Raw genomic sequence first — 25,330 nt, 5'->3', positions numbered from 1 at the left:
TCGACAGGCTCAGCCCGAACGGGTGGAGCAGGTGCGGGAAGGATCTGGCGCACATCCGCGCCCACCGGCCTCATGCCGATGAGCGTTCAAAAACCCCCCATCCGTTCACGCTGAGCGTGCCTGTCCTGAGCTGGCCGAAGCGCCGAAGCGCCGCGCGAGACTTTGACAGACCTGCCCTGGGCCCGCCCGAGGGCTCAGCCCGAACGGCTCCAATGGATCAGCCGCGCACCGGGATCAGAACCGCACGGCCTCAAACGCCGGGTGCAGCGCGTCGATCCAGTGGTCCAGCTCGTCCTGGGTTACATGCAGATGGTCCATGCAGGCCTGGCCATGCAGTTGCCACTCGCGCGTGGGCGCCAGGCCGTCGTGCTGGTTGACCAGGAACTCGGCCAGCAGGCCCAGGGCCACCAGGTGGCGCACCGTGGGGTCGAAGCGTTCGTCGTTCAGGCACGCAAAGTCGTGGTGCAGCCAGATGGCCTGGGCCACGTCGCCCGGCAGGTGCCAGGTGCGCGCCACGATGGCGCCCATCACGGCATGGTCGGTGCGGTGGCTGGCGTTTTCGGTCTGGGTGAAGGTGCGGTCCTTGCGGGCCAGGGCCTCGGTCACGGTGCCCGCGTAGCCACGCACGGCCTTCACCAGCACGGGCATGCCCACATGGCAAAACAGGCCAAAGCTGTAGCCCAGGCCGGGGTCAAAGCTGTAGAGCTGGTGGCCGATGTGCTCGCAGGCAATAGCGCGGCGCTGTGAGCTTTCCCAGAAATGGTCGAGCAGCGGCGAGCGCACCAGCAGCGCATTGCGGGTGATGAAGGCCGACATCAGCTCCACCGCCGGGCGCAGCCCCAGCACCGTGAGCGCCATGCCCACCGTCTGCACCGGCTGGGCCAAGCCATAGAGCGGGCTGTTGGCCAGCCGCATCACGGCGGCGGCCAGGGCCACATCGGAGGCGGCCAACTGCTCCAGCGCTGCCGCGTCCAGTTCAGGCTCGGCCATGATCTGCTGCAGGCGCAGCAGCGACTCGGGGCATGGCGGGATCACGATGGCGCGCACGGCGGGGTGCGCGCGGGCTTGCCGGATGTCTTGGTCGATGGAGTGAGAAGCGGTCACAAAGGCCCAGTTCCGGGCCGTTCCGCGCAGCGCCACACCCAGTGACGCCCAGGTGCGCTGTGTTGCAGGAAGGAAGGCGGCCCAAACAGTTGCAATTCGTTGCATTGTGGGGCCAAAAATGTGCGCGGCGGGCGCCGTCCCACGGGGGCACACGGTCTTTGTGGCGGCCGCTTGCCAAACCCGTGCAAGGCGCCCCGGTCGCCTCCGGGATCGCAGAGTCAAATATCGGCGCCATCCACCCCTTGCAGCACTTGGCGCGTGCTCAGGCTGCTGCGCCCGGGCATCGCCTCGCCCAGGTAGTCCAGAAAACGCCGCACGGCGGGCGACAGCCCCCGGCGCGACGGGAACACCGCATGCACGATGGCGGGCGCAGGCGCCCAGTCGGGCAGCACGCGCACCAGCTTGCGCTCGCGCATTTCGTCCTGGCACATGTAGTCAGGCATCCAGCACACGCCCGTGCCGGCCACGGCGGCGTACTTGAGCGTGAGCAGGTCGTCGGCCACGTAACGCGGGGTGTGCTGCACCACCTGGTGCACGCCGCCCGGGCCGATCAGGTTCCAGGTGGACCGGCCATCGGGTGCCGACATCGCAATGCTGTCGAGCTTGGCCAGGTCGTCCAGCGTTTGGGGCGTGCCCTGGCGGATCAGCAGCTCGGGGCTGGCCACCAGGATCTGCGTGGTGTGGTCCAGCCGCTTGACCACCATGCTGCCGCTGTCGTCCACCGAGGGGCGCACGCGCAGCGCCACGTCGATGCCCTCTTCCACCAGGTTCACCGCGCGGTTGCTCACCAGCATGTCGATGCGCACCTCGGGGCAACTGGCCAGGAACCGGGGGATCAGCTCGGCCACCACGGTCTGCGCCAGCGTGACGGGGCAGCTCACGCGGATGGTGCCGCGCGGCACGGTCTGCACCTGGGCCACCGTGTCGGCCGCCGCCTGGGCCGATTCGCGCATGGCCTGGCAGTGGCGCAGATAGGCCTCGCCCACCTCGGTCAGCGACAGCTTGCGGGTGGTGCGCTGCAGCAGGCGCACGCCCAGGTGGGTCTCCAGGTCGGACACACGCCGCGACAAGCGGGACTTGGGAATGCCCAGCGCACGGCCCGCAGCGGCAAAGCCACCGCGCTCCACCACTTCGGCGAAATAGAGCATGTCGTTGAGGTCTTGCATGGCTTTCATCGTCCTATGGATGGAACAATCTATCGCAAGTTCCCGGCCTTATCAACAACTGGATGAACAACCACAATTCATCCCATGGCCACACGCTGTGGCTCCATCCACAGACCCCCCAGGAGTTTTCCATGCAACTGCTTCACATCGACTCTGCCATCACCGGCGAACAATCCGTGTCCCGCCAGCTGACCGCCCGCACCGTGGCCGCCTGGCAAGCCGCTCACCCCGGCACCCGGGTGGACTACCTGGACCTGGCCGTGCAGGCCCCCTCGCACCTGTCGGTGGAATCGCTGGGTTTTCGCACCGGCCAGGCCGCTGCCACCGAGGCAGAGCGCAATGAAAACGCGCTGTCCGAAGCGCTGGTGAGCCAGTTTCTGGCTGCCGACGTGATCGTGATCGGTGCGCCGCTGTACAACTTCTCGGTGCCCAGCCAGCTCAAGGCCTGGATCGACCGCGTTGCCCAGACGGGCCGCACCTTCAAGTACACCGACAAGGGCCCCGTAGGCCTGGCCGGCGGCAAGACGGTGATCGTGGCTTCGACCCGGGGCGGTGTGTATTCGACCAGCGAAGGCGGCCAGGCCATGGAGCACCAGGAGAGCTACCTGAAAGTGGTGTTCGGCTTCTTCGGCATCACCGACGTGCGTTTTGTGCGCGCCGAAGGCGTGGGCATGGGCCCGGACGCCAAGGCCGCCGCCCTGGCCTCGGCCGAGCGTGAAATCGCCACCAGCACCAGCGAAGCCGCCAACCAGGCGCGCGTGTCGCAGGCTGCATAAGCAGCGGCTGCCCGGCCTTCACCAGACACCCGGCCCCGTGCTGGGTGTTGCGTTTGGGGCGCATGATCCAGAGCGAAAACCGGCCCTGGCGCTCGTCCATCATGCCCTATCAGCTATCATTTTTGATAACCTGCGCCAACGGGCCATCGGCCACCGGTTGCAACCATTGCCGCGCCAGGTCCTCCGGCGCCAGGGCCGGCGCAAACAGCCAGCCCTGAAACCGCTGGCAGCCCATCTTGACCAAAAGCTGCAGCTGCTCCTCGGTCTCCACCCCTTCGGCCACCACCTCCAGGCCCAGGGTGCGGGCCAGGGCGTTCACGGTGGCGCAGATCTCGCGGTCGTTCGGGTCCACCACGATGTCGCGCACAAACACCTTGTCGATCTTCAGCTCGCCCACGGGCAGGCGCTTGAGCTTGATGAGCGACGAATGGCCGGTGCCAAAGTCGTCGATGGACAGCGCAAAACCCGCGTTCTTCACATCCAGCGCGATGGCGTAGAGCGACTCGTCCAGCAGCTGCGACTCGGTGATCTCCAGCACCAGGCTGGCGGGCTCCACCCCGGTGCGCTGCGTCACGCCCAGCAGGGCTTGGGTGAACCCGGGCTCGCGCAGCTGGATGGTGGAGACATTGACCGACACCACCGGCACCTGCCAGCCCTCGGCGCGCCACTGCGCCACCTGGCGGCAGGCCGCCTCGAACACCCACAGGCCGATGGGCACGATGAGCCCGCTCTCTTCGGCCAGCGGGATGAACGCGTCGGGCGGCACCGCTTTGCCGTCCACCGACCAGCGCAGCAGCGCCTCGGCGCCCACCGTCTGGCGCAGGTGGTTGAGCTGCGGCTGGTACACCAGCGTGAACTCACCGCGCTGCAGCGCGCTGTGCAGGCGGCGGCGCAGCTCCAGCCGGCTGCGCGTGGTCTGTGTGAACTCCTCGATGTAGAAGCGGTACGAGCCCCGCCCCGCACTCTTGGTGGCATGCAGCGCCGCATGCGCGTGCCGCACCAGCTCCAGGCTGTCGCCCGCATCGTCGGGGAACAGGCTGATGCCGATGCTTGCGCCCATGTACTGCGCCCCCACCTCCGACAGCCCCCAGGGCCGCGCCAGCCCTTCAAGCAGCGCCGTCGCCCGCTGCGCCAGCACCGTGCGCGATGCCGGGCGCTGCAGCATCACCGAGAACTGATCATTGGCCAGGCGCGACACCAGCCCCTGCCCTTCAAGCAGCTGGTGGATGCGCTGCGCCACCTCGCTCAGCAGCGCATCGCCCACGCGGTGGCCATAGGTTTCGTTGACGCTCTTGAAATGGTCCAGGTCGATCAGCAGCAGCGCCACGCGGCTGTCGGGCGCCTGGGTGTAGCGCGCGGCCTCGGCCACGGCGCGCTCCAGCGCATCCTCAAAATAACGGCGGTTGGGCAGCCCAGTGAGGGCGTCGAAATGCGCCAGGTGGTAGAGCTGTTCTTCGTTGCGCAGCACGGCGGCCTCGGCGGTGCGCAGGCGGTGGAGCAGGCCCACCACGATGGTCTGGCGCAAGGCCGCCAGCAGCACAACCAGCAGGCAGCACCCCAGGATGAGCGCCTGCATCCCGGCCCGCCCATCGGGGGCCGCGAACAGCAACACCAGCGTGATGGCCGCCAGCGTCATCGACACCAGCGGGACATAGTTCATGGCCTGGTCGCACCGGCGCAGGTAGCCGGGCTCGGCCGACACCTCGAATCGCAGCCAGCGCGCGCCCCAGCCCAGGGCCAGCCCGGCCAGGCTGAAGCCGCCGTTGAGCCAGATGCCCGGCTGCACGGTGCCGCCCAGCAGCATCAGGTTCCATTGCATCCAGCTCAGGCCATAGCCCAGCATGCCCAGAAACACCAGCAGGTGCGAGCGTGTGATGCGCACCCCCACCGTGGGGATGGCCAGCGCCGTCACGCCAGCCGCCGTCAGATAGCCCGCCGGGTACAGCAGCAGCACCGTGCCCACCGCCAGCGAATCCACCCCACCCGAGGGCAGGTAGATCACCAAAGTGAAGGCCACCAGCGCCAGCACCGCGCCCCCGAAGTCCAGCGCAGCGGGGTAGACGCGGTCCCTGGACAGGCGCGCAAACGTGGCGCGGATCACTGTGGCCGCCCACAGCGGCCCCACGCTCACAAAGAACAGGTCGGACGGCGCCGGGAACGGGTTCCAGTCCTGCACCACCTGCAGGTTCCACACCAGTTGCCCGGCCAGCACCAGCACCGTGCCCGCCCACAACCCCGTGTGCAGCAGGCGCCCGGCCGGCGGCACCTGCGCCCGGCCCCGCCAGGCCCAGAAGGCCGACAGGCCAAACGCCAGCGTCCACGAAGCGTTGTCGAGGAACACCTTCATGCCCGCATCCGGCACCCACAGCGACGCGGCGAACAACAGCATGGCTGCACCCAGCCAGACCGCTGCGAGGGCTCGTTCGGCAAAGGGCATGGGGATGGATGGGCGGGGTGTTACTGGACGTTACCCTTCCATTGTGGACGCAAGCGCCGCAGCGCTGTTGCCTCAGAAGCACGCGGGGGTGCTGGGGTGGCTCGATAGCTACAAATACGATAGCTATCAGCGCTTGATGGACAGGCGTTGGGGCCTGATTTCATTCAGAATTTCGATTGCAACCCCCTCGCCCACAAGGGGAGAGGGCACCGCACCAGGGAACCGCAGCGCCCCCTCACAGGGTGCGCTGGCAGTCAGCCTCAGAACCCCGGCAGCACCGAGCCCTTGAACTCGGTCTGGATGAACTTCTTCACTTCTTCCGAGTGGTAGGCCTTCACCAGCTTGGCCACCCAGGGCTTGTCCTTGTCGGCTTCGCGCACGGCGATCAGGTTGACGTAGGGGCTCTTGGCGTTTTCTTGCGCAATGGCATCCTTGCCAGGATTCAGGCCGGCCGACAGCGCAAAGTTGGTGTTGATGGCCGAGGCGTCCAGATCGTCCAGCGAACGGGGCAGTTGGGCGGCATCCAGCTCCACGAACTTGAGCTTCTTGGGGTTGCTCACCACATCGAGCGGCGTGGCCTTGAGGCCCGCGCCGTCGCGCAGCTTGATCAGGCCCTTGTCCTGCAGCACCAGCAGCACGCGGCCGCCGTTGGTGGGGTCGTTGGGGATGCCGAACTTGGCGCCTTCCTTCAGGTCTTCCAGCTTCTTGACCTTCTTGGAATACAGGCCGATGGGGAAGTTGACGGTGTAGCCCACCGCCGCAAACTTGTAGCCCCGGTCGGCAATCTGGGCGTCCAGGTAAGGCTTGTGCTGGTAGCTGTTGGCGTCCAGGTCGCCCGCCGACAGCGCGGCGTTGGGCTGCACATAGTCGCTGAACTCGATGACCTGGATCTTGAGGCCGTCTTTCTCGGCCACTTTCTTCACCTGCTCGAAGATCTGCGCGTGGGGGCCGCCCGTCACGCCGATTTTCAGGGGCTTGTCTTGGGCCAGGGCGCCAGTGGAGAAAGCGGCAGCAGCGGCCAGGGCCAGGGCGGATTGCAGGAGGAGGCGCTTGTTGTTCACAGGAAAACCTTTCATGAAGAGATGGTTCGCATCCTAGGGTTTCCCCGATAAAACAGGAACGAATAAGTTTTCATTTCGTTCCAACCCAATCGCATATCAAACCATCTAGCCCCGGGCACTCAGCCGCGCAACGCGACATTGTTCAGCTTGTCCAGCCGCTCCGGCCAGGTGCCCTCCACCGTCGCGCCCTGCAGCAGGATGCGCGTCCAGGCCACCCAGGCGTCCCACTGCACGCGCTTGTCCCACGCATTGCCCCAGGCGCTGAACAGGTGCAGCGCGCTCTCGGCAGCGGCCTTGGCCTCGTCCTTGCGACCGGCCGAAAGATACAGCTGAGCCAGCACCATCTGCGGCTCACCCACCCAGGGGTTGTGGCGCACGGCAGACTCCAGCACGCCCGTGGCCACGTCCAGGTCCACCAGCGGCTGGTCTTGCTGGATGACCGACCAATACAGCGACGTGGCCGCCGCCTCGTTGGCCGCAGACAGGTACTGCGTGCAGTGTGCAAACACGGGCGGCATGGGCAGCACATCCTTCAGGCCCGGGTGCTGCAGTGCCTTCGCCAGCCCATTGATCTGGTGCACCATGCGCCCCGATGGCCGCATGGGCCCGGGCCAGAGCGACGCGGCCCAGTGCGCCTTTTGATTGCGGTGCTGCACCTCCGGGAAGCGCGAAAAGATGTCGTCCTGCCAGCTGAACCACTGCTCGATGGTGTCGGCCATGCTCACGATGATGAAGGCCGCCACCTCATACGGCGTGAGCACATGGTCCTGCCCATCCTTTTGCAGCACCAGGCTGCCATCGGCCTCCAGCGCGTGGGCCAGCACCTTCTGCACAAACTGCGTGCGCGACTGGGTGCAGAACAGATACACCAGGTGCTCGGCCGACTCGCCTGCAATCTCGCGCACGCGGGCGCGCTCCTTGGCGGGGTCGAACTTCACCAGGTCCACAAATGCATTGCCATACACGCTGTGCAGCAGCCCCAGCAGGCGCACATCGCGCGGCTGCTGCCACACGGTCAGGGTGCGCGTCACGCCCACCAGGTGGTGGCGAAACGTGCCCGCCTTGTGCCAGTCCTGCCCCACATTGCGCGCCAGCACGGTGGGCAGCACGGGGGCCAGCTCGGGGTCGCGGGCCAGCCACTCGTCGTCCAGCAGCGGCAACGCGCGGGCAAACAGGTCGGCATCCAGGGGGTGAAGCGGCAAGGTCATGGTGGGGTGTCTCCGGTGTTCTCGTGCGATCAGGCCCATCGGGTGGGCTGAATGGATCGGCGGGCAGGTGAAGAAAAATGCAAAGTACACACAGTATCAGCATCGCCCCCAGCCCGCGCCAGCGGGCACACCCTGGGGGTTGCAAGCAAAAAGGGGCCCTACCGCTCGACTGGATTGCCCAAGCAGCTATCAAAAATATAGTAACTACCGCCAACCCAGCACGCACCGGCGCTCCGCATCGCGCCACGGCACTCTGGTGGAGTCCTGCAATTTCCAGTTTTATGGATTCAAGTTCCAATAAACTGCCGCCATGGACATCCACCACCGCATCGCCCAGCGCCTGCGCGAACTGCGCAGCGCCCGGGGCTACTCGCTCGACGCCCTGGCCGAACGCAGCGGCGTGAGCCGCTCCAACATCTCGCTCATCGAACGCGGCGAAAGCAGCCCCACGGCCGCCGTGCTCGACAAGCTGGCAATCGGCCTGGGCGTGGCGCTGGCCTCGTTTTTTGACGACGGCAGCGAAGGCGGAGAGGGCATGCAGGCCCCCTCCCCCCACATCCGCGCCGCCGACCAGCCCCGGTGGCAAGACCCCGCCTCGGGCTACGTGCGCCGCCGCCTCTCGCCCCCCGCGCCCTCGCCGCTGCAGCTGGTGGAGGTGGTCTTCCCTCCCGGCCAGCGCGTGGCCCTGGACTCGGCCGTGCCGGGCGCCGACATCCACCAGCAGGTCTGGCTGCTGGAAGGCCGCATGGAGCTGACCGTGGGCGACACCCTCTGGCCACTGGCCGCAGGCGACTGCCTGGCCATGCAGCTCAACCAGCCCATCGTGTTCCACAACCCCGGCACCGCGCCCGCGCGCTACCTGGTGGCGCTGGCCACGGTCGCGCCCTTTGCAGCATTCACACCATTCGCCCCGCCCGCACCGCTCGGCCCACTCGGCCCACGCAGCCAGCCCCCTGCGCGCGTGACCGCCCCCACCACCACTCCACCCACCGCCCGGAGAAAACCATGACCGCCGCCCACACACAGGCCCAGCCATCGTCCACAGCCACCATCCGCCGCCTGGGCCCCCAAGACGCCGCTGCCCGCGTGGGCGCGCTGGCCGATGTGCTGATCGACTGCGTGCACGGCGGCGCCTCGGTCAGCTTCATGACCCCCCTGCCACGCGACAAGGCCCTGGCCTTCTGGCGCGGCGTGGCGGACGGCGTGGCGCGCAACGAACGCGTGCTGCTGGTGGCCGAAGATGCCAGCGGCGCCATCGTGGGCACCGTGCAGCTCATCACCGCCATGCCCGACAACCAGCCCCACCGCGCCGACGTGGCCAAGATGCTGGTCCACCGCCGCGCCCGCCGCCAGGGCATCGCCCAGCAACTCATGGCCGCCGTGGACGATGCCGCGCGTGAAGAACACAAAACCGTGCTGGTACTCGACACCGTGACCGGCGGCGACGCCGAGCGGCTGTATGAACGTGCGGGCTGGCAGCGCGTGGGCGTGGTGCCGGACTACGCGCTGATGCCGGATGGAGCGTTGTGCGGGACGACGTTTTTTTGCAAGAAGGTGTGATACGGATCAGCGTTCAAAAATGGAAAGCCGTTCACGCTGAGCGTGTCGAAGCGCCGCGCGAGGCTTCGACAAGCGCAGCCCGAACGGTTCTTTTTGAAGGATCGAACGCGAATCCGTCGCATGGGAAGGATTGCGTGGGGCACGGTGCTGAGACAGGCCACCAGCCTGGGGGTTGCCCGTCTGGTGCCCAGGTTTCGCCTGGTTCGCGGGCTATAGTCCGCTCGTTGCACACCTGCCGGGTTTCTCGGATTTTTTGTACCTGGATGTTCACACAGCGCAGCGACTGCAAACCCAGGCTGCAAGCCACGCTCAGGAGGAATCAGTGTCCAGAATATCCCGCACGATCCAGTTTATCCCGAAGGTTTTTCGGTCTAAATTGCGTTAGGCCCATGATTCCCGCTGCCGTAGAAACTGAAATCCTTCGTCGAATCCGCGCTGCCGAAGAGCAGCACGGTGTTCGAGTTCTCCTTGCGGTGGAGTCGGGGAGCCGCGCTTGGGGTTTCGAGTCACCGAACAGTGATTTCGATGCTCGATTCATCTATGCACATCCACAAGATTGGTACCTGTCAGTAGGCCTTGAAGAACAACGCGACGTAATCGAATATCCGATCGTTGACGACATCGATCTGAATGGATGGGATGTTCGAAAGGCACTTCGCCTATTTTGGAAGTCCAACCCAGCATTCATCGAATGGATTCAGTCGCCGATCATCTACGCCGAGCACGGGTCGTTCGCCGCTCAGGTCCGAAGCCTGATGCCAAGCATCTACTCGTGTGAGAGTGGAGTTCATCACTATCGAAGCATGGCCAAGACAAACTTCCGCGGCTATCTGAAGGGTGACTTGGTGCCCCTGAAGAAGTACTTTTATGTCTTACGGCCGTTGCTATCGGTTCGTTGGCTTGAGCGCTATGGAGGTGCTGCCCCTATCGAGTTCCAGAAGCTTCTCCACCTGATTGAAGGCGATCAATTATTGGTAGCAGATATCGAGGCCTTGCTTGCGCGCAAGCGTGCCGCACCTGAAATGGGGCTTGAACCTCCTGTAAGAAGCATCCATGCGTTCATAGAGGCAGAGCTAGAGCGGCTTGAATCCATTCGACCGCCCGCACCGCAGCGTGGCGAGGTGGTATCCAAGCTAAATGAGGTCTTCCATCGAAGCCTCCGCGATGCATGGGCCTAACCCTTCCATCGAGAGGACTCGCCCCGGCAAGCCGGGTCGAGCCCCTCATGTCAAACGTTATATCTAGGTCACAGAACACGATGGTTGCATTTTTGAATTGGTTGATTCCAGCGCTTGTCGGAATAATCCTGTTGTCGACCCTCGTCTTGGGGCCGTTTATCAAGCGCTGGTGGATCAGGCGTTATGGTGAACCAGACCCGATCAAAGAGGCTGAGGTGTACCTTGCCTACGGTAGAACCCAGCAAGCGATACAAGTCCTGGAGGTCGGGCTTCAACGCTGGCCCGAACGTCAGGACATCGCAGCAAAAATAGCGCCCCCTCACCCCCCCGAAGCCGCCACCACAAAATCCAGAAACGTCTTGACCCGCAGCGAGGTCCGGTGCTGCTGCGCATACACCGCATAAATATCCGCGTCCGGGCTGCTGTATTGCGCCAGTAGCTGCACCAGCCGGCCCGACTGCAGGTATTTCTGCACATCCCACTCGGCGCGCAGCAGGATGCCGTGGCCGTCGAGCGCCCAGTTCACGGCGATGCCGCCATCGTTGGTGGTGAGGTTGCCCCGGATCTTCACGCTCTCGGTGGATTCGGTTTTGCTGTTGCTGCTGTTCTTGCCCTTGCCTTTGGTCGTGGCAAACCGCCACAGGCCATAGGCCTCGTCGCCCTGGCGGATGCCGATGCAGTTGTGGCGGGCCAGGTCGGCGGGCGTCTTGGGTTCGCCATGGCGCTTGAGGTACGCGGGCGATGCCACCACCACGCGGCGGTTGGCGGCGATCAGGCGGGCGATGGATCGGCTGTCTGGCGGGTTGCCGAACCGAAAGCAGATGTCATAGGCGTCGTCCCCGCTGGGCGGCGGGTTGACCGACAGCTGCAGCTGGATGTCCACCTGCGGGTACTTGCGCACAAAGTCCGAGATCAGTGGCGCAATGTGGCTGCGGCCAAAGCCCAGGGTGGCGTTCACGCGCAGCAGGCCCTGCGGCGATGCGGTGGCGCCCAGCAGCTGGTCTTCCATCTCGCCGATGCTGCCCAAGATCTTGCGCGCATGGCCCAGGTACACGTCGCCCTCGGGGGTCAGGCTCATGCTGCGGGTGGTGCGGTTGAACAGCGGCACGCCCAGGCGCGACTCCATCAACGCCAGGTGTTTGCTGACGGCGGCCGGCGTGATGCCCAGCTCGCGCGCGGTTCGGCTCACCGAGCAGGCGTTGGCCAGCGCCAAGAAGAACTCCAGGTCGGTGGGGCTGATGAGTCGGGCCATTTTTTATTAACTCCAGGTTAATAACCAATTGAAAAACAGGCCTGATTTTAAAGTTTCAATCGCCTAAATTACAAGCCATCCGAGACCATGAGGTTGCGGAAATTCCAAACCCACGGAGACAAAAAAGATGGCACCCCCACGTTCTCAAGGACTTCTTGCCGCCGCACTGTGCGGCTTTGCGCAGCTGGCTTCGGCGCAGGCCCAGGCACCCGCCTGGCCCACCAAGACCCTCACCATCGTCGTGCCCTTCCCGGCCGGTGGCACCACCGATGTGCTGGCGCGCGCTGTCTCGACCAAGCTGGCGACCGCGCTGGGCAAGCCTGTCATCGTGGACAACAAACCCGGCGCGGGTGCCACGCTGGGCGCGCTGCTGGTAGCCAAGGCCCCGGCCGACGGGCACACCCTGCTGATGGGGGCGGTGCACCACACGGTGGCCCCCAGCGTCTACAAGAACCTGCAGTACAGCTTTGAAAAAGACTTCGCCCCCATCAGCACCGTGGCCCTGGTGCCCAACGTGCTGGTGGTGAGCGCCAAGGCACCCTATGGCAGCGTGAAGGATCTGATCGCCGCGGGCAAGGCTGCGCCCGAAAAGCTGTCCTACGGCTCCAACGGCAACGGCACGGCGCAGCACATGATCGGCACACAGTTCCAGATGGAAACCGGTGCCAAGGTGCTGCACGTGGCCTACAAGGGCAGCGCCCCGCTGACCACCGACCTACTGGGCGGGCAGATCGACATGTCGTTCGACACCATCACGCCGGTGCTCCCGTTCATCAAGGACGGCAAGCTGAAAGCCCTGGCGGTGACCACGGCCAAGCGCTCGTCCACCCTGCCCAACGTGCCCACGCTGCAGGAGATGGGGGTGCCCCACATCGCCATCGGCACCTGGTTTGGGCTGCTGGCGCCAGCAGCCACGCCCAAGGGCGTGGTGGCGCAACTGAATGCCGAGGTGGTCAAGATCGTCCACTCGCCCGAGTTCAAGAAGCAGATGCTGGACATCGGCGCCGAGCCCGTCGGCAACAGGCCCGAAGAGATGGCCGCCCAGATCAAGGAAGAGACCGAGAAGTTTGCGCACCTGGTCAAGGTGGGCAAGGTCACGCTCGACTGACAGACCGCACCCCACCCCAACCCACAGCCCACAAGAGAGAGAGCCCCATGGACAAAGAAGCTGCCGTCGCAGACCTGACCCACCTCATGTCGAAGTTCACGTCGTACATCGGCAAACGCCTGCCCACCGACGTGACCGAAAAACTCGGCGAGCTGCGCGAGAAGGAGGTCAACTTCCTCGCCAAGGAGGTGTACGAATCGATGCGCCAGAACCAGGAGGCGGCCGACGAGCTGGATCGCCCCAGTTGCCAGGACACCGGCGTGATCCAGTATTTCCTCACCGCCGGTGCCAACTTTCCGCTGCTGGGCGAGCTGGAGGGCATCCTGCTGGGTGCCACCGCAGGCGCCACCAAAGACGGCCCGCTGCGCCACAACGCGGTGGAGACCTTTGTCGAGAAGAACACCGGCACCAACACCGGCACCAAGATCCCGTGGCTGGACTGGGAGATCGTGCCCGGCGACGACAGCGTGACCATCGATGTCTACATGGCGGGCGGCGGCTGCACGCTGCCGGGCGCGGCCAAGGTGCTGATGCCAGGCCAGGGCTATGAAGGCGTGGCCGAGTTCGTGTTTGACGTGATCACCTCGCGCGGTGTGAACGCCTGCCCGCCGCTGCTGGTGGGCGTGGGGGTCTCGACCTCGGCCGAGACGGCGGCACGCCTGTCGAAAAAGGCCATCCTGCGCCCCGTCACATCGCGCCACAGCAATGACAGCGCGGCGCTGATGGAAGAGCTGATGACCGAGGGCCTGAACGAGCTGGGCCTGGGGCCGCAGGGCCTCACGGGCAATGCCAGCGTGATGGGCGTGAACATCGAGTCATCGGCCCGCCACCCTTCCACCATCGGCGTGGCGGTATCCACCGGCTGCTGGGCGCACCGCCGCGGCAAGGTCCGCATCAACGCCGACCTGTCTTACGAAGTCATCTCGCACCAAGGATTCGCGCTGTGAAAAAAATTCTCACCACCCCCATCCAAGACGAAGACCTGGAAGCGCTGAACATCGGCGACGTGGTCTACCTGAGCGGCACCCTCGTCACCTGCCGCGACGTGGCGCACCGCCGCCTGATCGAGCTGGGCCGCGAGCTGCCGGTGGACCTGAAAGGCGGCGCGATCTTCCACGCCGGGCCCATCGTGCGGCAAAAGGAAGATGGCGAATACGAGATGGTCTCCATCGGCCCCACCACCAGCATGCGCATGGAAAAGTTCGAGAAGGAGTTCATCCGGCAGACCGGTGTGAAGCTCATCGTCGGCAAGGGCGGCATGGGCGCCGAGACGCAAGAGGGCTGCGTGGAAAACAAGGCCGTGCACGCCATCTTCCCTGGTGGCTGCGCCGTGCTGGCCGCCACCAAGGTCGAGAAGATCGAGGCCGCCGAGTGGAAGGACCTGGGCATGCCCGAGACCCTGTGGGTCAACCGTGTGAAGGAGTTCGGCCCGCTCATCATCTCGATCGACACCAAGGGCAAGAACCTGATCGAGGAGAACAAGGCGGTCTTCAATGCGAAGAAGAAACCGATCCTGGAGCGCATCAACGCACAGGTGCGGTTCATCAAGTAGCTCCATCGCTCAAGCCGCGCGGCGCGCGCGGCACCCGGTTGCGCTCAGGCAGGTCGCTGGATCACATCGACGGATCCATCAACACCTTGCCCCCCGTGTTGCGCGGTCCGTAAAACGCGATGGATTCCGCGCTCAGGGCCCCCGCCAACGACACCGTGCGCGCATAGTGGCTGGCAAACGTGGTCTTGAGTTCGGCGGCCACCCGCTCGCGCAGCGCCTGGGTGGCAGCGTCGCCGATCTTGACCAGAAACGGGAACAGCAGCCAGCCCCCCACGCCCCAGGCCATGCCAAAAGTGCGCTGAATTTCGGTGGGGCGGGTGTCCAGGTGGCCGTACAGATAGACCTGCTTGTGCACGGCCGAGCCATAGCGGCTGTATTCCTTGGCGTTGCGGTTGATGGCGGCTTCCATGCACTGCAGGATCTGCCCGGCCAGCGTGCCGCCGCCCGTGGCGTCAAACGCGATGGTGGCGCCGGTGGCGGCCAGCGCATCGGTCAGCTCGGCCATGAAGGTGGGCGCGCTGCTGTCGCACACATACTGGGCACCGATGCCGCGCAGCAGTGCGGCCTGCTCGGGCTTGCGCACGATGTTGACCAGGCCGATGCCGTCTTTCTGGCAGACCTTGTTGAGCATCTGCCCCAGGTTGCTGGCCGCAGCGGTGTGCACCAGCGCGGTGTGGCCCTCGCGCTTCATGGTTTCGACCATGCCCAGTGCCGTCAGCGGGTTGACAAAGCACGACGCACCTTCTGCCGCGGTGGTGCCGGTCGGCAGCACCAGGCACTGCGCGGCGGGCATGGCGCGGTACTGCGCATACATGGCGCCGCCAATCACCGCCACCGTGCGGCCCAGCAGCGCCTGCGCTGCGGCTGACGCACCAGCAGCCACCACCAGCCCCGCGCCCTCGTTGCCCACGGGCATGCTCTGCCCGATGCGCGCCGCCATGCCGGGCATGGCGCGTTCGGGGATGCGGGCGGTGGCGACCGGCCGGTCCGGGCTGCCTGCGACTTGCACGGTGGACAGATCAGCGGGCCCGAGCAGCAGCCCGATGTCCGATGGGTTGATGGGCGTGGCCTGCACCTGGATCAATACCTCGTCGGGCCCTGGGGTGGGCACAGGCACCGGTTCCAGGCTGATTTGCAAAGTGCCGTCGGCCTGCACAAGCGAGCGCAACTGGAGCTCGGTGGTGGGGATGGTGGGGTTCATGCGGGGTTTTCGGTGGGGGTGGCGGGGGGAGGGAGGTTCCGCGTTCGGCGGTGGATGTGGCGGGAACCACCGCATCCAGATGGCAGGGCCTTGCCGTTGGCAGGTCCATTGTTGATCAATCGACGTTGCTTTGCTCAGTGCCGCCCACAAACACTGCGGGGGCCGAACCGTGGCCCATGACCGAGGTCCGATTACTTTGCGGCCCCACCCACCGGCATGGGCCGCACCAGCCGCACGGGCAGCTTGCTGGCCCGCGCTGCATCCCCCCGCGCCTCGCCAGTGGAGAGGTTCACGGCCCAGCCGTTGATGATGGCGGCCTGCCGGGCCCCGTCACCAGCGCGGCTGTGCGCGATGTTGCCGTAGGTGTAGGGGTTGACGCTGGGCGCGCTCACGTTGGCGGTGGCCGACCAGTGCCACTGGCCCGGCGCGGCCGGGAACAGCAGGGGATTGAGGCCGGGGGGCGAAAGGGACTTGTCCAGCAGCCGCTGCAGCTCGGCCGCACGGGGGATGCGCCAGCCGACGCCTTCGGCCTTCCAGCGGTCGGTGGCCAGGGCCGTGGCCTCAGCGCGGTCCAGCAGCAGGGGCTTGCCGGTGCAGGTTGTGCCGCTCCATTGCATGCCCTCCACACAGCGCGGCCAAGCCAGGCCGGCGCGCAGGTCGAGCACATAGGCGCCATTGGCCGACAGCGACCAGTCGGCAAAGGCCGATGGCTCGGCCGCCCGCGCGGCGCCGCCCGCCCCGGCCAGCGCCGCGAACAGGCACAGCAGGAAAGAAAAGCACGTGGTGGGTTTCAGTGTCATGGGCAGAAGCGGCATGCGACAAGCGCATGCGGCAGACGGAGGGGACCACCACACCCTAACCGCAGGTGGCCCCCGGCGCCCCGGCCCAGATCAAAAAATCGCCATGGGAAGCAGCGCGCGCCCGTCCTGCCTGGCAAGGGGTCCATCCCGGCATGTGGGCGGATCACCCGCCTTCACTGTTAACTTCAGGTTAATAACGGATTCACCTGCACGCCGCGCCAAAGCACCCTGCAGGACGTAACTTTGGCCCACGGCCCCGCCTATCCCTCTGGCAGGGGCTCCCCATTCTTAACCAAGACGACCTTCGCATGACCACCTACCACATCGCTACCATCCCCGGAGACGGCATCGGCAAGGAAGTGATCCCCGCCGGCCAGCGCGTGCTGGAAGCCCTGTCCGCCCAGCGCCCCGGGCTGCAGTTCGCGTTCGAGAACTTTGGCTGGGGCGGCGACTGGTACCGCGCCCACGGCGTGATGATGCCGGCCGATGGCCTGGATGCCCTGCGCGGCAAGGACGCCATCCTGTTCGGCTCGGCCGGCGACCCCGACATCCCAGACCACATCACGCTGTGGGGCCTGCGCCTGAAGATCTGCCAGGGCTTCGACCAGTACGCCAACGTGCGGCCCACGCGCATCCTGCCGGGCATCGACGCGCCCCTGAAGCGCTGCGCGCCCCAGGACCTGGACTGGGTCATCGTGCGCGAAAACTCCGAGGGCGAATACTCCGGCGTCGGTGGCCGCGTGCACCAGGGCCACCCCATCGAGGCGGCCACCGATGTCTCCATCATGACCCGCGTGGGGGTGGAGCGCATCCTGCGCTTTGCCTTCCGCCTGGCGCAATCGCGCCCGCGCAAGCTGCTCACCGTCATCACCAAGAGCAATGCCCAGCGCCATGCGATGGTGATGTGGGACGAGATCGCCGCGCAGGTGTCGGCCGAGTTCCCGGACGTGAAGTGGGACAAGGAGCTGGTGGACGCCGCCACGGCCCGCATGGTCAACCGCCCCGCCACGCTCGACACCATCGTGGCCACCAACCTGCACGCCGACATCCTCAGCGACCTGGCCGCCGCGCTGGCCGGCAGCCTGGGCATTGCGCCCACCGGCAACATCGACCCCGAGCGCCGCTACCCCAGCATGTTCGAGCCCATCCACGGCTCGGCCTTCGACATCATGGGCAAAGGCCTGGCCAACCCCATCGGCACCTTCTGGTCGGTGGTGATGCTGCTGGAGCACCTGGGCGAAGCCGAGGCCGCGCAGCAGGTGATGCAGGCCATCGAACAGGTCACGGCCAACCCCGCGCTGCACACCCGCGACCTGGGCGGCACGGCCACCACGGCGCAGGTGACGGACGCCGTGTGTGCGCTGATCAGCAGCGCACCGCCCGCGCGCAAGGCCGCCTGACCCGCCTGACCGCGCAGCACGCCCACGGCCCGCAAAGACGGACCTGGGCGCCCCGCCGGTGGACACCACAACAAGGCCGCACAGGCCACGCATCCGCCGCCCTACCCCCTTTCGGAGACACACCATGCGCTGCCCCACCGCCCGCCACCCCGGCATTGCCCACCCTTTGCGCCGCCACCTGATGACCGTGGCGCTTGCCGCAGCCGCCACCTGCCTGCTGCCCGGCGCACGGGCCCACGCGCAGGCCTGGCCCACCAAGCCCGTCACCATCGTCGTGCCCTTTGCGGCGGGCGGCACCACCGATGTGCTGGCGCGCGCGCTGGGCGAAAAGTTGGGCGCGGCCCTGGGCCAGCCGGTCATCGTGGAAAACCGGGGCGGCGCGGGCGCCACCATCGGCGCCGACTACGTGGCCAAGGCCGCACCCGACGGCCACACGCTGCTGATGGGCGCGGTGCACCACACCATTGCCACCAGCGTGTACAAAAAGCTCGGCTACGACTTTCAAAAGAGCTTTTCGCCCATCACCACCGTGGCCCTGGTGCCCAACGTGCTCGCCGTCAGCGCGGCCACACCGGCCAAGGATGTAAAGGAGCTGGTGGCGCTCATCAAGGCCGCGCCCCACAAGTTTTCCTACGGCTCCAACGGCGCGGGCACGGCGCAGCACCTGATCGGCACGCAGTTTGCGGCCACCGTGGGCCAGCCGCTGCTGCATGTGCCCTACAAGGGCAGCGGCCCGCTCACCACCGACCTGCTGGGCGGCCAGGTGTCGATGTCGTTCGACACGGTCACGCCAGTGCTGCCCCACATCAAGGCCGGCAAGCTGCGTGCGCTGGCGGTGACCACGGCCAGGCGGTCCTCATCGCTGCCCGACGTGCCCACGCTGCAAGAGAGCGGCTTTGCGGGCTTTGACATCGGCACCTGGTTTGGCGTGCTGGCCCCGGCACGCACGCCCGCCGATGTGGTGGCCCGGCTGAACGCCGAGATGGTCAAGGTAATCCAGTCGCCCGACTTTCACAAGCGCATGCAGGACATCGGCGCTGAGCCCATCGGCAACACCCCGGCGCAGATGGCCGAGCAGATCGCGGCAGACACGGCACGCTTTGCCAAGCTGGTGGCAGACCACAAGATCACGACCGATTGAGCGTGCGCCTGTGGTGGCGGGTTGGTATAACGCCTGCCATGACGCCCACCACCATCGAGCCCACCGTTCCCATTGCCCTCATCCGCGCCCTGGAAGAGCGCGCCTTCAACGCCTGGCCTGCACGCCAGACGGTGTTCCACCGGGGCTGGGTGTTCCGGCTGTCGGGGGGCTACACCAAGCGCGCCAACTCGGTCAACGCGCTGCAGCCCGGCGCGCCGTTTGACGGCGTGCGCGAGGCAGCGGCAGCGCTGTATGCGCGGCATGGGCTGCCCGCAGTGTTCCGCATCTCGCCCCTGGCCCCGGCCGAGGCCGACCAGGAACTGGCCGAGGCGGGCTACCAGCATTTCGAGCCATCGCTTGTCCTGCACCGGCCGCTGGCCTTGGGGGCCGCAGGCAAGCCCGATGGCAGCACCCTCATCGGCACCAGCCCCACCGGCGCCTGGCTGGAGGGTTTTGCCGCCGCCAACAACGTGCCCCTGCACCACCGCGCATTGCACAACAGCATGCTGGACCACATTGCCCACCCTGCCGCGTTTGCGCTGCAGCACAACGTCCAGGGCCAGCCCGTGGGCTTTGGGCTGGCGGTGCTGGAGCGCGGCGCCGTGGGCCTGTACGACCTGGCCGTTGCGCCCGAGCACCGGGGCGGCGGGCGCGGGCGCGCGCTGGTGCAGGCCCTGCTGCACTGGGCGGCCGAGGCCGGGGCAACCAGCGCCTACCTGCAGGTGCGCGCGCACAACGCACCTGCGCTGGGGCTGTATGAGTCGATGGGGTTCAAGACGGCCTATGGCTACCACTACCGGGTGCCGGGCTGAGGCGTTGAGAGGCCGCGCGGCAATAGCGGTTTAGATTGGCGTCAGGGCCTCGTAGAGAATGCGATGCAGATGACGGCGATGTGCATGTAGTACCAAGACGCCGTGAGTTGCCGAGTGTGTTTTTTCAACCTGGAGGGAAGTAGATGATGAAAAGGGTTCTTTCTCTGTGTATGACTGTTCTTGTGACTGGCTGCGCTTTCTCACCCGTAGACAAGCCGGTCGCAGCCAAGCACGTGTCGCAAGACAAGCTTTGGCAGGTTAAAAGCAAGGACACAGTAGCAGTTCTAGACGCAACAAAGGTCGCTCTTGAATCCGCAGGCTACGAGACCGCCTCCACAACTCCAGAGCTAGGGGAACTTAAAACCAAGCCCAAACAGCTTCCTATTCCTGAGCACTGTGACTGTGGTACGTGGAACAGCGGCGTTGTACAAGGCTCAGCGCAGTCTGTTCTGGTAGCCACATTCAAAACGCAGCCGAATGATGAAGGGGCGCTGAAAATCTCGCACGGCTGTGCAACAACGTTTATGGGGCGGAATTTATACGGCGCTGTAACCACCCAAGAGACCTACGTTTGTGCGAGTCGGGGTCAAACTGAATCTGATGTGTCTCAGCGGATCGAGGCGATCTTTAAGGCTCGAGGTATTGCGCTCAAGTAAGGTCGCGGGAAAACGGACGGTTTTCATACCGTCGCGTCCCCCTTGGAGTAGCTGTGTAAGCTGGTGGCACGCCTGATCGCCGACCCGGACTTCCGCAAGGCGCTGGCCAGATAACTAACAGCCTTCACCCGGCCACCGGCCTCACCGGCCAGAACGGTCTCTTGTGCTGCCGCGCAAGAGACCGTTTTCTTTGCGGACCGCCGTCCCGCGCCATGTGCCGCGCCCCCCTGCGCCAGAGCCCACAAAGAAAAAAGCTGCTAGCGCCCATCCATCAAGCGCTAGCAGCTATCTAATCCATAGCAGCCACACACTGCGGCGGCTGGGGCATCAACGGTGGCTGAGCCTGCGCACCGCCCAGTCGCCCAGGCTCTGCACCGCCTGCACGAAGAAGATCAGCACCAGCACCACGGCCAGCATGATCTCGGGCAAAAAGCGCTGGTAGCCGTAGCGGATGCCCAGGTCGCCCAGGCCGCCGCCGCCAATCGCGCCGGCCATGGCCGAGTAGCCCGTGAGGCTCACGAAGGTGATGGTCAGGCCCGCCACGATGCCGGGCAGCGCCTCGGGCAGCAGCACCTTCCACACGATCTGGCTGGTGGTGGCGCCCATGGCCTGGGCGGCTTCCACCAGGCCTTGGTCCACCTCGCGCAAAGCGGCTTCAACCAGGCGGGCCACGAAAGGCGCGGCGGCGATGGTCAGCGGCACCACGGCGGCCGCCGTGCCGATGGACGAGCCCGTGATGAAACGCGTGAACGGGATGATGGCCACCAGCAGGATGATGAAGGGCGTGGAGCGCACGGCGTTCACCAGCCAGCCCACGAGCTTGTTGACGGGGCCGTTCTGCAGCACGCCGCCGTGGTCCGTGAGGCGCAGGAAGACGCCCAGCGGCACGCCGATCAGGCCGCCCACCAGGCCGGAAATGCCCACCATGATGAGCGTCTCCCACAGCGAGGAGGCAAAGAGGTCCAGCATGGCCGGTGTGAAATGGTCGAACATGGTCTGGGCCCTCAAATTTCAATCGTGACTTCTTCCACCGCCACGCCGCCTGCGCGCAGGTGCTCCACCGCGCCGCGCAGGTGCATGGGCTCGCCGCTGGCATACACGGCCAGCGAGCCGAAGGTCTCGTCCTGGATTTCGTCCACCTGGCCGTGCAGGATGCTCATGTCCACGCCAAACTCGCGGATCAGCTGCGACAGGATGGGCTGGTAGGCGCTGTCGCCCGAGTACGACAGCCGCAGCAGCCGGCCCGCGTGGCCGGGCGCCGTGGTGGCCAGCTGGCGGGTGAGCTTGCGCACATGGTCGAGCACGCTCACGGGCAGCTCCTGCGGCAGGATCTCGTCGATCAGGCTCTTGGTGATGGCCTGCTGCGGGCGGGTGAACACCTCCAGCACCCGGCCCTGCTCCACAATGCGGCCCGCCTCGATCACGGCCACGCGGTCGGCCACCTGCTTGATGACCTGCATCTGGTGCGTGATGAGCACCACCGTGAGGCCCAGCTCGCGGTTGACCTGGCGCAGCAGGTCGAGGATGGAGCGCGTGGTCTCCGGGTCCAGCGCCGAGGTGGCTTCGTCGGAGAGCAGCACCTTGGGCCGGCTGGCCAGTGCGCGCGCAATGCCCACGCGCTGCTTTTGCCCGCCGCTGATCTGCGCGGGGTAGCGGTCGGCCAGGTGGGCCAGGCCCACCAGTTCGAGCAGCGGGTTCACGCGCTCGCGGATGGCGGCTTTGTTCATGCCCGCCAGCTCCAGCGGCAGCGCGGCGTTGTCAAACACCGTGCGCGAGGACAGCAGGTTGAAATGCTGGAACACCATGCCGATGTCGCGGCGGGCTTCGCGCAGCTGCGCATCGCCCAGTTGCGTGAGGTCGCGGCCATCCACGATGACCTGGCCCGTGGTGGGCCGGTTGAGCAGGTTGATGACGCGCACCAGCGAGCTTTTGCCCGCGCCGCTCTTGCCGATGATGCCGAACACTTCGCCCGGCGTGATGTGCAGGTCGATGCCCTTCAAGGCCTCGACCGGGCCTTGTGGGCCCCGGTAGGTTTGGGTGATACCCCGTAAGTCGATCATGAAATGCCAGGGCGCCGCGCAGACCGGGTCTCGGTCCGCAGCGGCGCCCGTGAGGAAAAATTGGGATGCCACAAATATAGGTGCAAACCCTAATACCTCAAACTACAAAAAACTCCAATGTTTAGATGCAACGCTTATATGGGGCCGGCCAGCGCCTGGACTCACTACTAAATTAATAGCAATTAGCGCACTCCTATCAAGCCCAAAAAGGCAATTTCTCTGACCAGGTGCCTGCGCCTCCAAACACGGCCCCCGCGGCTCAAGCCCCGGCCACCGCCCCCCGCGCCTGCACCCGGCGCGAAATCAGCAGCCCCAGCACAAAAATGCCCACGGCCGCCGCAGAGAACACGGGCGGCAGCCAGCCCCGGTCCACGCTGAAGGCCACGATCAGCACCCCCGTGGATTGGCCCAGGAACAGCAGGCAGGCAAACAGCGTCACCGCCGTGCCACGCGCCTGGGGCGCCATCTGCGTGGCCTGCACCTGCAGCGTGTTGTGCAGCATGTAAAACCCGATGCCCGCCAAAAAGCACCCCAGCATGGCCCAGCCCACGGCCGGCGCCCAGGCCAGGGACAACAGCCCCACGGCCACAAACGTGGCCCCCAGCACGGCCAGCCCCTGCTCGCCCAGGGCCGCCAGCCAGCGCCGGGCAAACACGCTGTAGATCAGGCCGCCCACGCCATACAGCACCATCACGCCCCCGGCCGCTGCGGCCGACAGCCCAAAGCCGTCGACCATGCGTGCGGGCACGAAGGCCAGCGTGCCAAACGCCAGCGCCCCCTCGATGGCCACCACCGCGAGCACCCAGCGCACGCGCGCAATGCGCAACAGGGCCATGGTGCCCGCCAGGTAGTTGGCCATCGAAAACGCCGGCGCACCAGGCGCAGCCACCGCGCGCAGCACCCCGCTGGCGCGCGCATGGCGCAGCAGCAGCGCAGCCGCCGTGAAAAAGGCCAGCGCCAGAGCGCCCAGCGCGGCCCGCCAGCCCAGCGTCTCGGTGGCAAAACCGCCGAACCACTGGCCCGCCATCATCCCGGTGACGGTGGCCACCATGATGCGCGCCAGCGTCTCCTGCCGCTGCTCGTAGGCCACCTCGTCGCCGATCCAGGCCATGGACAACGGAATGATCCCTGCCGCTGCTGCCCCCATGGCTGCGCGCGCCACCACCAGCACCGTGAAGCTCGGCGCCAGCGCCGTCACCCCGCTGAACAGCGCGCAGGCCGCCGTGGCCCCGATGATCACGCGCACCTTGCCCACACGGTCGCCCAGGGGGCCATACACCAGCTGCAGCACCCCGTAGGCCACGGCAAACGCGGCGATCACGGCCGAGGCATCGCCGGTGGTGATCTTGTATTCGAGGGCCAGTGCCACCAGCATCGGGTCGCACACACGCATGGACGCCATGCTGCAAAAGGCCGCCAGGCTGATCAGCCGCAGCATCGTCGAGGAAGAGGTCATATGACCCGATTGTGGTGTGGCCCACGCAAGGCTGCTGGCGCGTGCGCGCATGCACCCCGGGCATTGAAGGTTGAGCGCAGCACACCCACACGGGTGCCTGCCATTTTTTGGGATGCAGAAGCGCAGCCCGCGCTTACCATGCGCGCCTGATCTGAACAGGAGCACACGATGATGAAGATGAACAAACGCCGCTTTGTCGCCGCCGGCGCCGGCCTGGCCGGCTTGTGGACGGCCGCCACCAGCGTCAGCCACGCCGCCCCGCCCGCCAAACCATCCGCCAGCCCGGCCCTGCTGACCATCAGCGGCGCCATCACCCAACCCAACCGGGGGGCACTGGACACCACCATCGACCAGATGATGGGCAAGCACGGCATCCAGTTCACCAATGCCCACGCGCTCGACGCCGCCGCGCTGCAGCGCATGCCCGCCATCACCATCAAGCCCACGCTGGAGTACGACAGCAAGCCCCACACGCTGCAAGGCCCCCTGCTCACCACCGTGCTGGCCGCCGCCGGCGTCACCACCAGCAGCCCCCTGCAACTGGTGCTGCGCGCGGTGGACGGCTACAACGTCTCCATCAGCCTGGCCGACGTGCAGGCCTACCGCATGATCGTCGCCACCCACATCGACGGCCACCCCATGGCCCTGGGCGGCCTGGGCCCGCAGTGGGCCGTGTACGACGCCGATGTGCTGCCCGCCTTCAAGGACAAGCCGGTGAAGGAGCGCTTTGGCTTGTGCCCGTGGGGGCTGTACCACATCGAGGTGAAGAAGGGCTGAGCGGGCCTGCCTTCGCCACTATTGTTTTTATAGCTGTTGGCGCTTTCTGCACAAGCGGAAAAGCCATTTCTTCCTCTTGATGGCGAGCCTGCGCCTGGCCGACGCGGCCTGCACCGTGCCCGCCTCCCCCGCCCTGTGCCGGAGACACGCATGCCCCCACCCAGCCCCGCAGGCAACCCGCCCGCCTCCACCCTGATCGACCAGCGCATTGCCGACCTGGGCGACTGGCGCGGGCCGGTGCTGGCCCGCATGCGCCAGCTCATCCACGAAGCAGCGCCCGGTGTGGTGGAGGAGTGGAAGTGGATGGGCACGCCGGTGTGGTCGCTGGGCGGCATCCTCTGCACGGGCGAGAGCTACAAGGCGGCAGTGAAGCTCACTTTCCTCAAAGGCGCCTCGCTGCCCGACCCGTGCAGGCTGTTCAACGCCAGCCTGGACGGCAACGCGCGGCGGGCCATCGACATTCATAAGGGCCAGGAGGTGGATGCCAACGCCTTCCAGGCCCTCATCCGCGCCGCCGTGGCGCTGAACACCGCCCAACAGACCACCGCCAGGAAGCCTGCGCGGGCCAGGTAGCCGGGCCAGGCCTGCGACGGCCAGACCGTGGACAATCTGCCAGCACGCAATC

24 protein-coding genes are annotated in these 25,330 nt (G+C 66.3%); 13 read left to right on the top strand and 11 right to left on the bottom strand.

What is annotated here, in order from left to right; genetic code table 11:
- Window positions 1-234: 234 nt before the first annotated feature.
- Both DBV10_RS17760 and DBV10_RS17755 read right to left on the bottom strand, forming a co-directional pair.
- Window positions 235-1,104, bottom strand: coding sequence for an HDOD domain-containing protein (locus DBV10_RS17760; protein ID WP_124514911.1), 870 nt, complete (start codon window positions 1,102-1,104; stop codon window positions 235-237).
- Window positions 1,105-1,322: 218 nt separating this feature from the next.
- Window positions 1,323-2,270, bottom strand: coding sequence for a LysR family transcriptional regulator (locus DBV10_RS17755; RefSeq protein WP_124514931.1), 948 nt, complete (start codon window positions 2,268-2,270; stop codon window positions 1,323-1,325).
- A 131-nt stretch (window positions 2,271-2,401) separates the two neighbouring features.
- Here DBV10_RS17755 and DBV10_RS17750 point away from each other — a divergent pair, with 131 nt between their 5' ends.
- Complete coding sequence (locus DBV10_RS17750) at window positions 2,402-3,046, top strand: FMN-dependent NADH-azoreductase (RefSeq protein WP_124514910.1); 645 nt, start codon at window positions 2,402-2,404, stop codon at window positions 3,044-3,046.
- 109 nt (window positions 3,047-3,155) lie between these two features.
- Here DBV10_RS17750 and DBV10_RS17745 read toward each other — a convergent pair whose 3' ends face one another.
- The 3 genes from DBV10_RS17745 to DBV10_RS17735 all read right to left on the bottom strand — a co-directional run bounded on the left by DBV10_RS17745 (window position 3,156) and on the right by DBV10_RS17735 (window position 7,752).
- Window positions 3,156-5,483 (bottom strand): bifunctional diguanylate cyclase/phosphodiesterase, encoded by a 2,328-nt coding sequence (locus DBV10_RS17745; protein WP_124514909.1) that lies wholly within the window; start codon window positions 5,481-5,483, stop codon window positions 3,156-3,158.
- Window positions 5,484-5,743: 260 nt separating this feature from the next.
- The gene (locus DBV10_RS17740; RefSeq protein ID WP_370451195.1) at window positions 5,744-6,544 is read right to left on the bottom strand and encodes a MetQ/NlpA family ABC transporter substrate-binding protein; all 801 of its coding nucleotides are present in this window, start codon (window positions 6,542-6,544) and stop codon (window positions 5,744-5,746) included.
- Window positions 6,545-6,663: 119 nt separating this feature from the next.
- The gene (locus tag DBV10_RS17735) at window positions 6,664-7,752 is read right to left on the bottom strand and encodes a DUF6817 domain-containing protein (protein ID WP_124514907.1); all 1,089 of its coding nucleotides are present in this window, start codon (window positions 7,750-7,752) and stop codon (window positions 6,664-6,666) included.
- 310 nt (window positions 7,753-8,062) lie between these two features.
- On the opposite strand from DBV10_RS17735, the gene DBV10_RS17730 reads away from it, so the two are divergent.
- The 3 genes from DBV10_RS17730 to DBV10_RS17720 all read left to right on the top strand — a co-directional run bounded on the left by DBV10_RS17730 (window position 8,063) and on the right by DBV10_RS17720 (window position 10,490).
- Window positions 8,063-8,761: a helix-turn-helix domain-containing protein gene (locus DBV10_RS17730; RefSeq protein WP_124514906.1), complete on the top strand. Its 699-nt coding sequence runs from the start codon at window positions 8,063-8,065 to the stop codon at window positions 8,759-8,761.
- Window positions 8,758-9,312, top strand: a complete 555-nt coding sequence (locus tag DBV10_RS17725; protein ID WP_124514905.1) for a GNAT family N-acetyltransferase — start codon at window positions 8,758-8,760, stop codon at window positions 9,310-9,312. Before DBV10_RS17730 ends, DBV10_RS17725 begins: the two co-directional genes overlap by 4 nt.
- Window positions 9,313-9,701: 389 nt before the next feature.
- On the top strand, window positions 9,702-10,490 hold the full coding sequence (locus DBV10_RS17720) for a nucleotidyltransferase domain-containing protein (RefSeq protein WP_124514904.1): 789 nt from the start codon (window positions 9,702-9,704) through the stop codon (window positions 10,488-10,490).
- A 319-nt stretch (window positions 10,491-10,809) separates the two neighbouring features.
- Here the strand turns inward: DBV10_RS17720 and DBV10_RS17715 are convergent, their stop codons facing one another.
- On the bottom strand, window positions 10,810-11,742 hold the full coding sequence (locus DBV10_RS17715; RefSeq protein ID WP_124514903.1) for a LysR family transcriptional regulator: 933 nt from the start codon (window positions 11,740-11,742) through the stop codon (window positions 10,810-10,812).
- A gap of 127 nt (window positions 11,743-11,869) precedes the next feature.
- On the opposite strand from DBV10_RS17715, the gene DBV10_RS17710 reads away from it, so the two are divergent.
- The 3 genes from DBV10_RS17710 to ttdB are packed head-to-tail and all read left to right on the top strand — an operon-like array spanning window position 11,870 to window position 14,402.
- Window positions 11,870-12,850 carry a tripartite tricarboxylate transporter substrate binding protein gene (locus DBV10_RS17710; RefSeq protein ID WP_124514902.1) on the top strand — a complete coding sequence of 327 codons (981 nt, stop codon included), beginning with the start codon at window positions 11,870-11,872 and terminating at the stop codon, window positions 12,848-12,850.
- Window positions 12,851-12,897: 47 nt separating this feature from the next.
- Window positions 12,898-13,797, top strand: coding sequence for a L(+)-tartrate dehydratase subunit alpha (gene ttdA / locus DBV10_RS17705; protein WP_124514901.1), 900 nt, complete (start codon window positions 12,898-12,900; stop codon window positions 13,795-13,797).
- Entirely contained in the window at window positions 13,794-14,402 is a 609-nt protein-coding gene (gene ttdB, locus DBV10_RS17700) for a L(+)-tartrate dehydratase subunit beta (protein WP_124514900.1), read from the top strand. Before ttdA ends, ttdB begins: the two co-directional genes overlap by 4 nt.
- Before the next feature lie 61 nt (window positions 14,403-14,463).
- Here the strand turns inward: ttdB and DBV10_RS17695 are convergent, their stop codons facing one another.
- Both DBV10_RS17695 and DBV10_RS17690 read right to left on the bottom strand, forming a co-directional pair.
- Window positions 14,464-15,603, bottom strand: a complete 1,140-nt coding sequence (locus tag DBV10_RS17695) for a zinc-binding dehydrogenase (RefSeq protein ID WP_124514899.1) — start codon at window positions 15,601-15,603, stop codon at window positions 14,464-14,466.
- Window positions 15,604-15,794: 191 nt separating this feature from the next.
- A complete protein-coding gene (locus tag DBV10_RS17690) occupies window positions 15,795-16,403 on the bottom strand; it encodes a DUF1566 domain-containing protein (protein ID WP_233589967.1) in 609 nt (202 codons plus the stop codon).
- Between the two features lie 308 nt (window positions 16,404-16,711).
- On the opposite strand from DBV10_RS17690, the gene DBV10_RS17685 reads away from it, so the two are divergent.
- From DBV10_RS17685 to DBV10_RS17670, 4 genes are all read left to right on the top strand, one after another.
- A complete protein-coding gene (locus tag DBV10_RS17685; protein WP_124514898.1) occupies window positions 16,712-17,803 on the top strand; it encodes a tartrate dehydrogenase in 1,092 nt (363 codons plus the stop codon).
- A 181-nt stretch (window positions 17,804-17,984) separates the two neighbouring features.
- Window positions 17,985-18,944 carry a tripartite tricarboxylate transporter substrate binding protein gene (locus DBV10_RS17680; protein ID WP_124514929.1) on the top strand — a complete coding sequence of 320 codons (960 nt, stop codon included), beginning with the start codon at window positions 17,985-17,987 and terminating at the stop codon, window positions 18,942-18,944.
- Window positions 18,945-18,982: 38 nt separating this feature from the next.
- Entirely contained in the window at window positions 18,983-19,756 is a 774-nt protein-coding gene (locus tag DBV10_RS17675) for an N-acetyltransferase (protein ID WP_124514897.1), read from the top strand.
- 146 nt (window positions 19,757-19,902) lie between these two features.
- Complete coding sequence (locus DBV10_RS17670) at window positions 19,903-20,412, top strand: hypothetical protein (protein WP_124514896.1); 510 nt, start codon at window positions 19,903-19,905, stop codon at window positions 20,410-20,412.
- A gap of 327 nt (window positions 20,413-20,739) precedes the next feature.
- On the opposite strand, the gene DBV10_RS17665 is transcribed toward DBV10_RS17670, so the two are convergent.
- From DBV10_RS17665 to DBV10_RS17655, 3 genes are all read right to left on the bottom strand, one after another.
- The gene (locus DBV10_RS17665; RefSeq protein WP_124514895.1) at window positions 20,740-21,405 is read right to left on the bottom strand and encodes a methionine ABC transporter permease; all 666 of its coding nucleotides are present in this window, start codon (window positions 21,403-21,405) and stop codon (window positions 20,740-20,742) included.
- Window positions 21,406-21,416: 11 nt separating this feature from the next.
- On the bottom strand, window positions 21,417-22,472 hold the full coding sequence (locus DBV10_RS17660; RefSeq protein WP_124514928.1) for a methionine ABC transporter ATP-binding protein: 1,056 nt from the start codon (window positions 22,470-22,472) through the stop codon (window positions 21,417-21,419).
- A gap of 259 nt (window positions 22,473-22,731) precedes the next feature.
- Window positions 22,732-23,928 (bottom strand): MFS transporter, encoded by a 1,197-nt coding sequence (locus DBV10_RS17655; protein WP_233589966.1) that lies wholly within the window; start codon window positions 23,926-23,928, stop codon window positions 22,732-22,734.
- A 177-nt stretch (window positions 23,929-24,105) separates the two neighbouring features.
- Between DBV10_RS17655 and DBV10_RS17650 the strand changes: the two genes are divergently transcribed.
- Both DBV10_RS17650 and DBV10_RS17645 read left to right on the top strand, forming a co-directional pair.
- Window positions 24,106-24,705: a molybdopterin-dependent oxidoreductase gene (locus DBV10_RS17650; RefSeq protein ID WP_124514926.1), complete on the top strand. Its 600-nt coding sequence runs from the start codon at window positions 24,106-24,108 to the stop codon at window positions 24,703-24,705.
- Window positions 24,706-24,855: 150 nt separating this feature from the next.
- Window positions 24,856-25,278: a DUF1801 domain-containing protein gene (locus DBV10_RS17645; RefSeq protein WP_124514894.1), complete on the top strand. Its 423-nt coding sequence runs from the start codon at window positions 24,856-24,858 to the stop codon at window positions 25,276-25,278.
- The last annotated feature ends 52 nt before the right edge of the window (window positions 25,279-25,330 follow it).

Origin of the sequence: Acidovorax sp. FJL06 (assembly GCF_003852545.1) — a bacterium.
Classification (GTDB): Bacteria; Pseudomonadota; Gammaproteobacteria; order Burkholderiales; family Burkholderiaceae_C; genus Acidovorax.
Note: the sequence above shows the minus strand (reverse complement) of the source record. Positions and strands in the feature narration are given on the sequence as shown.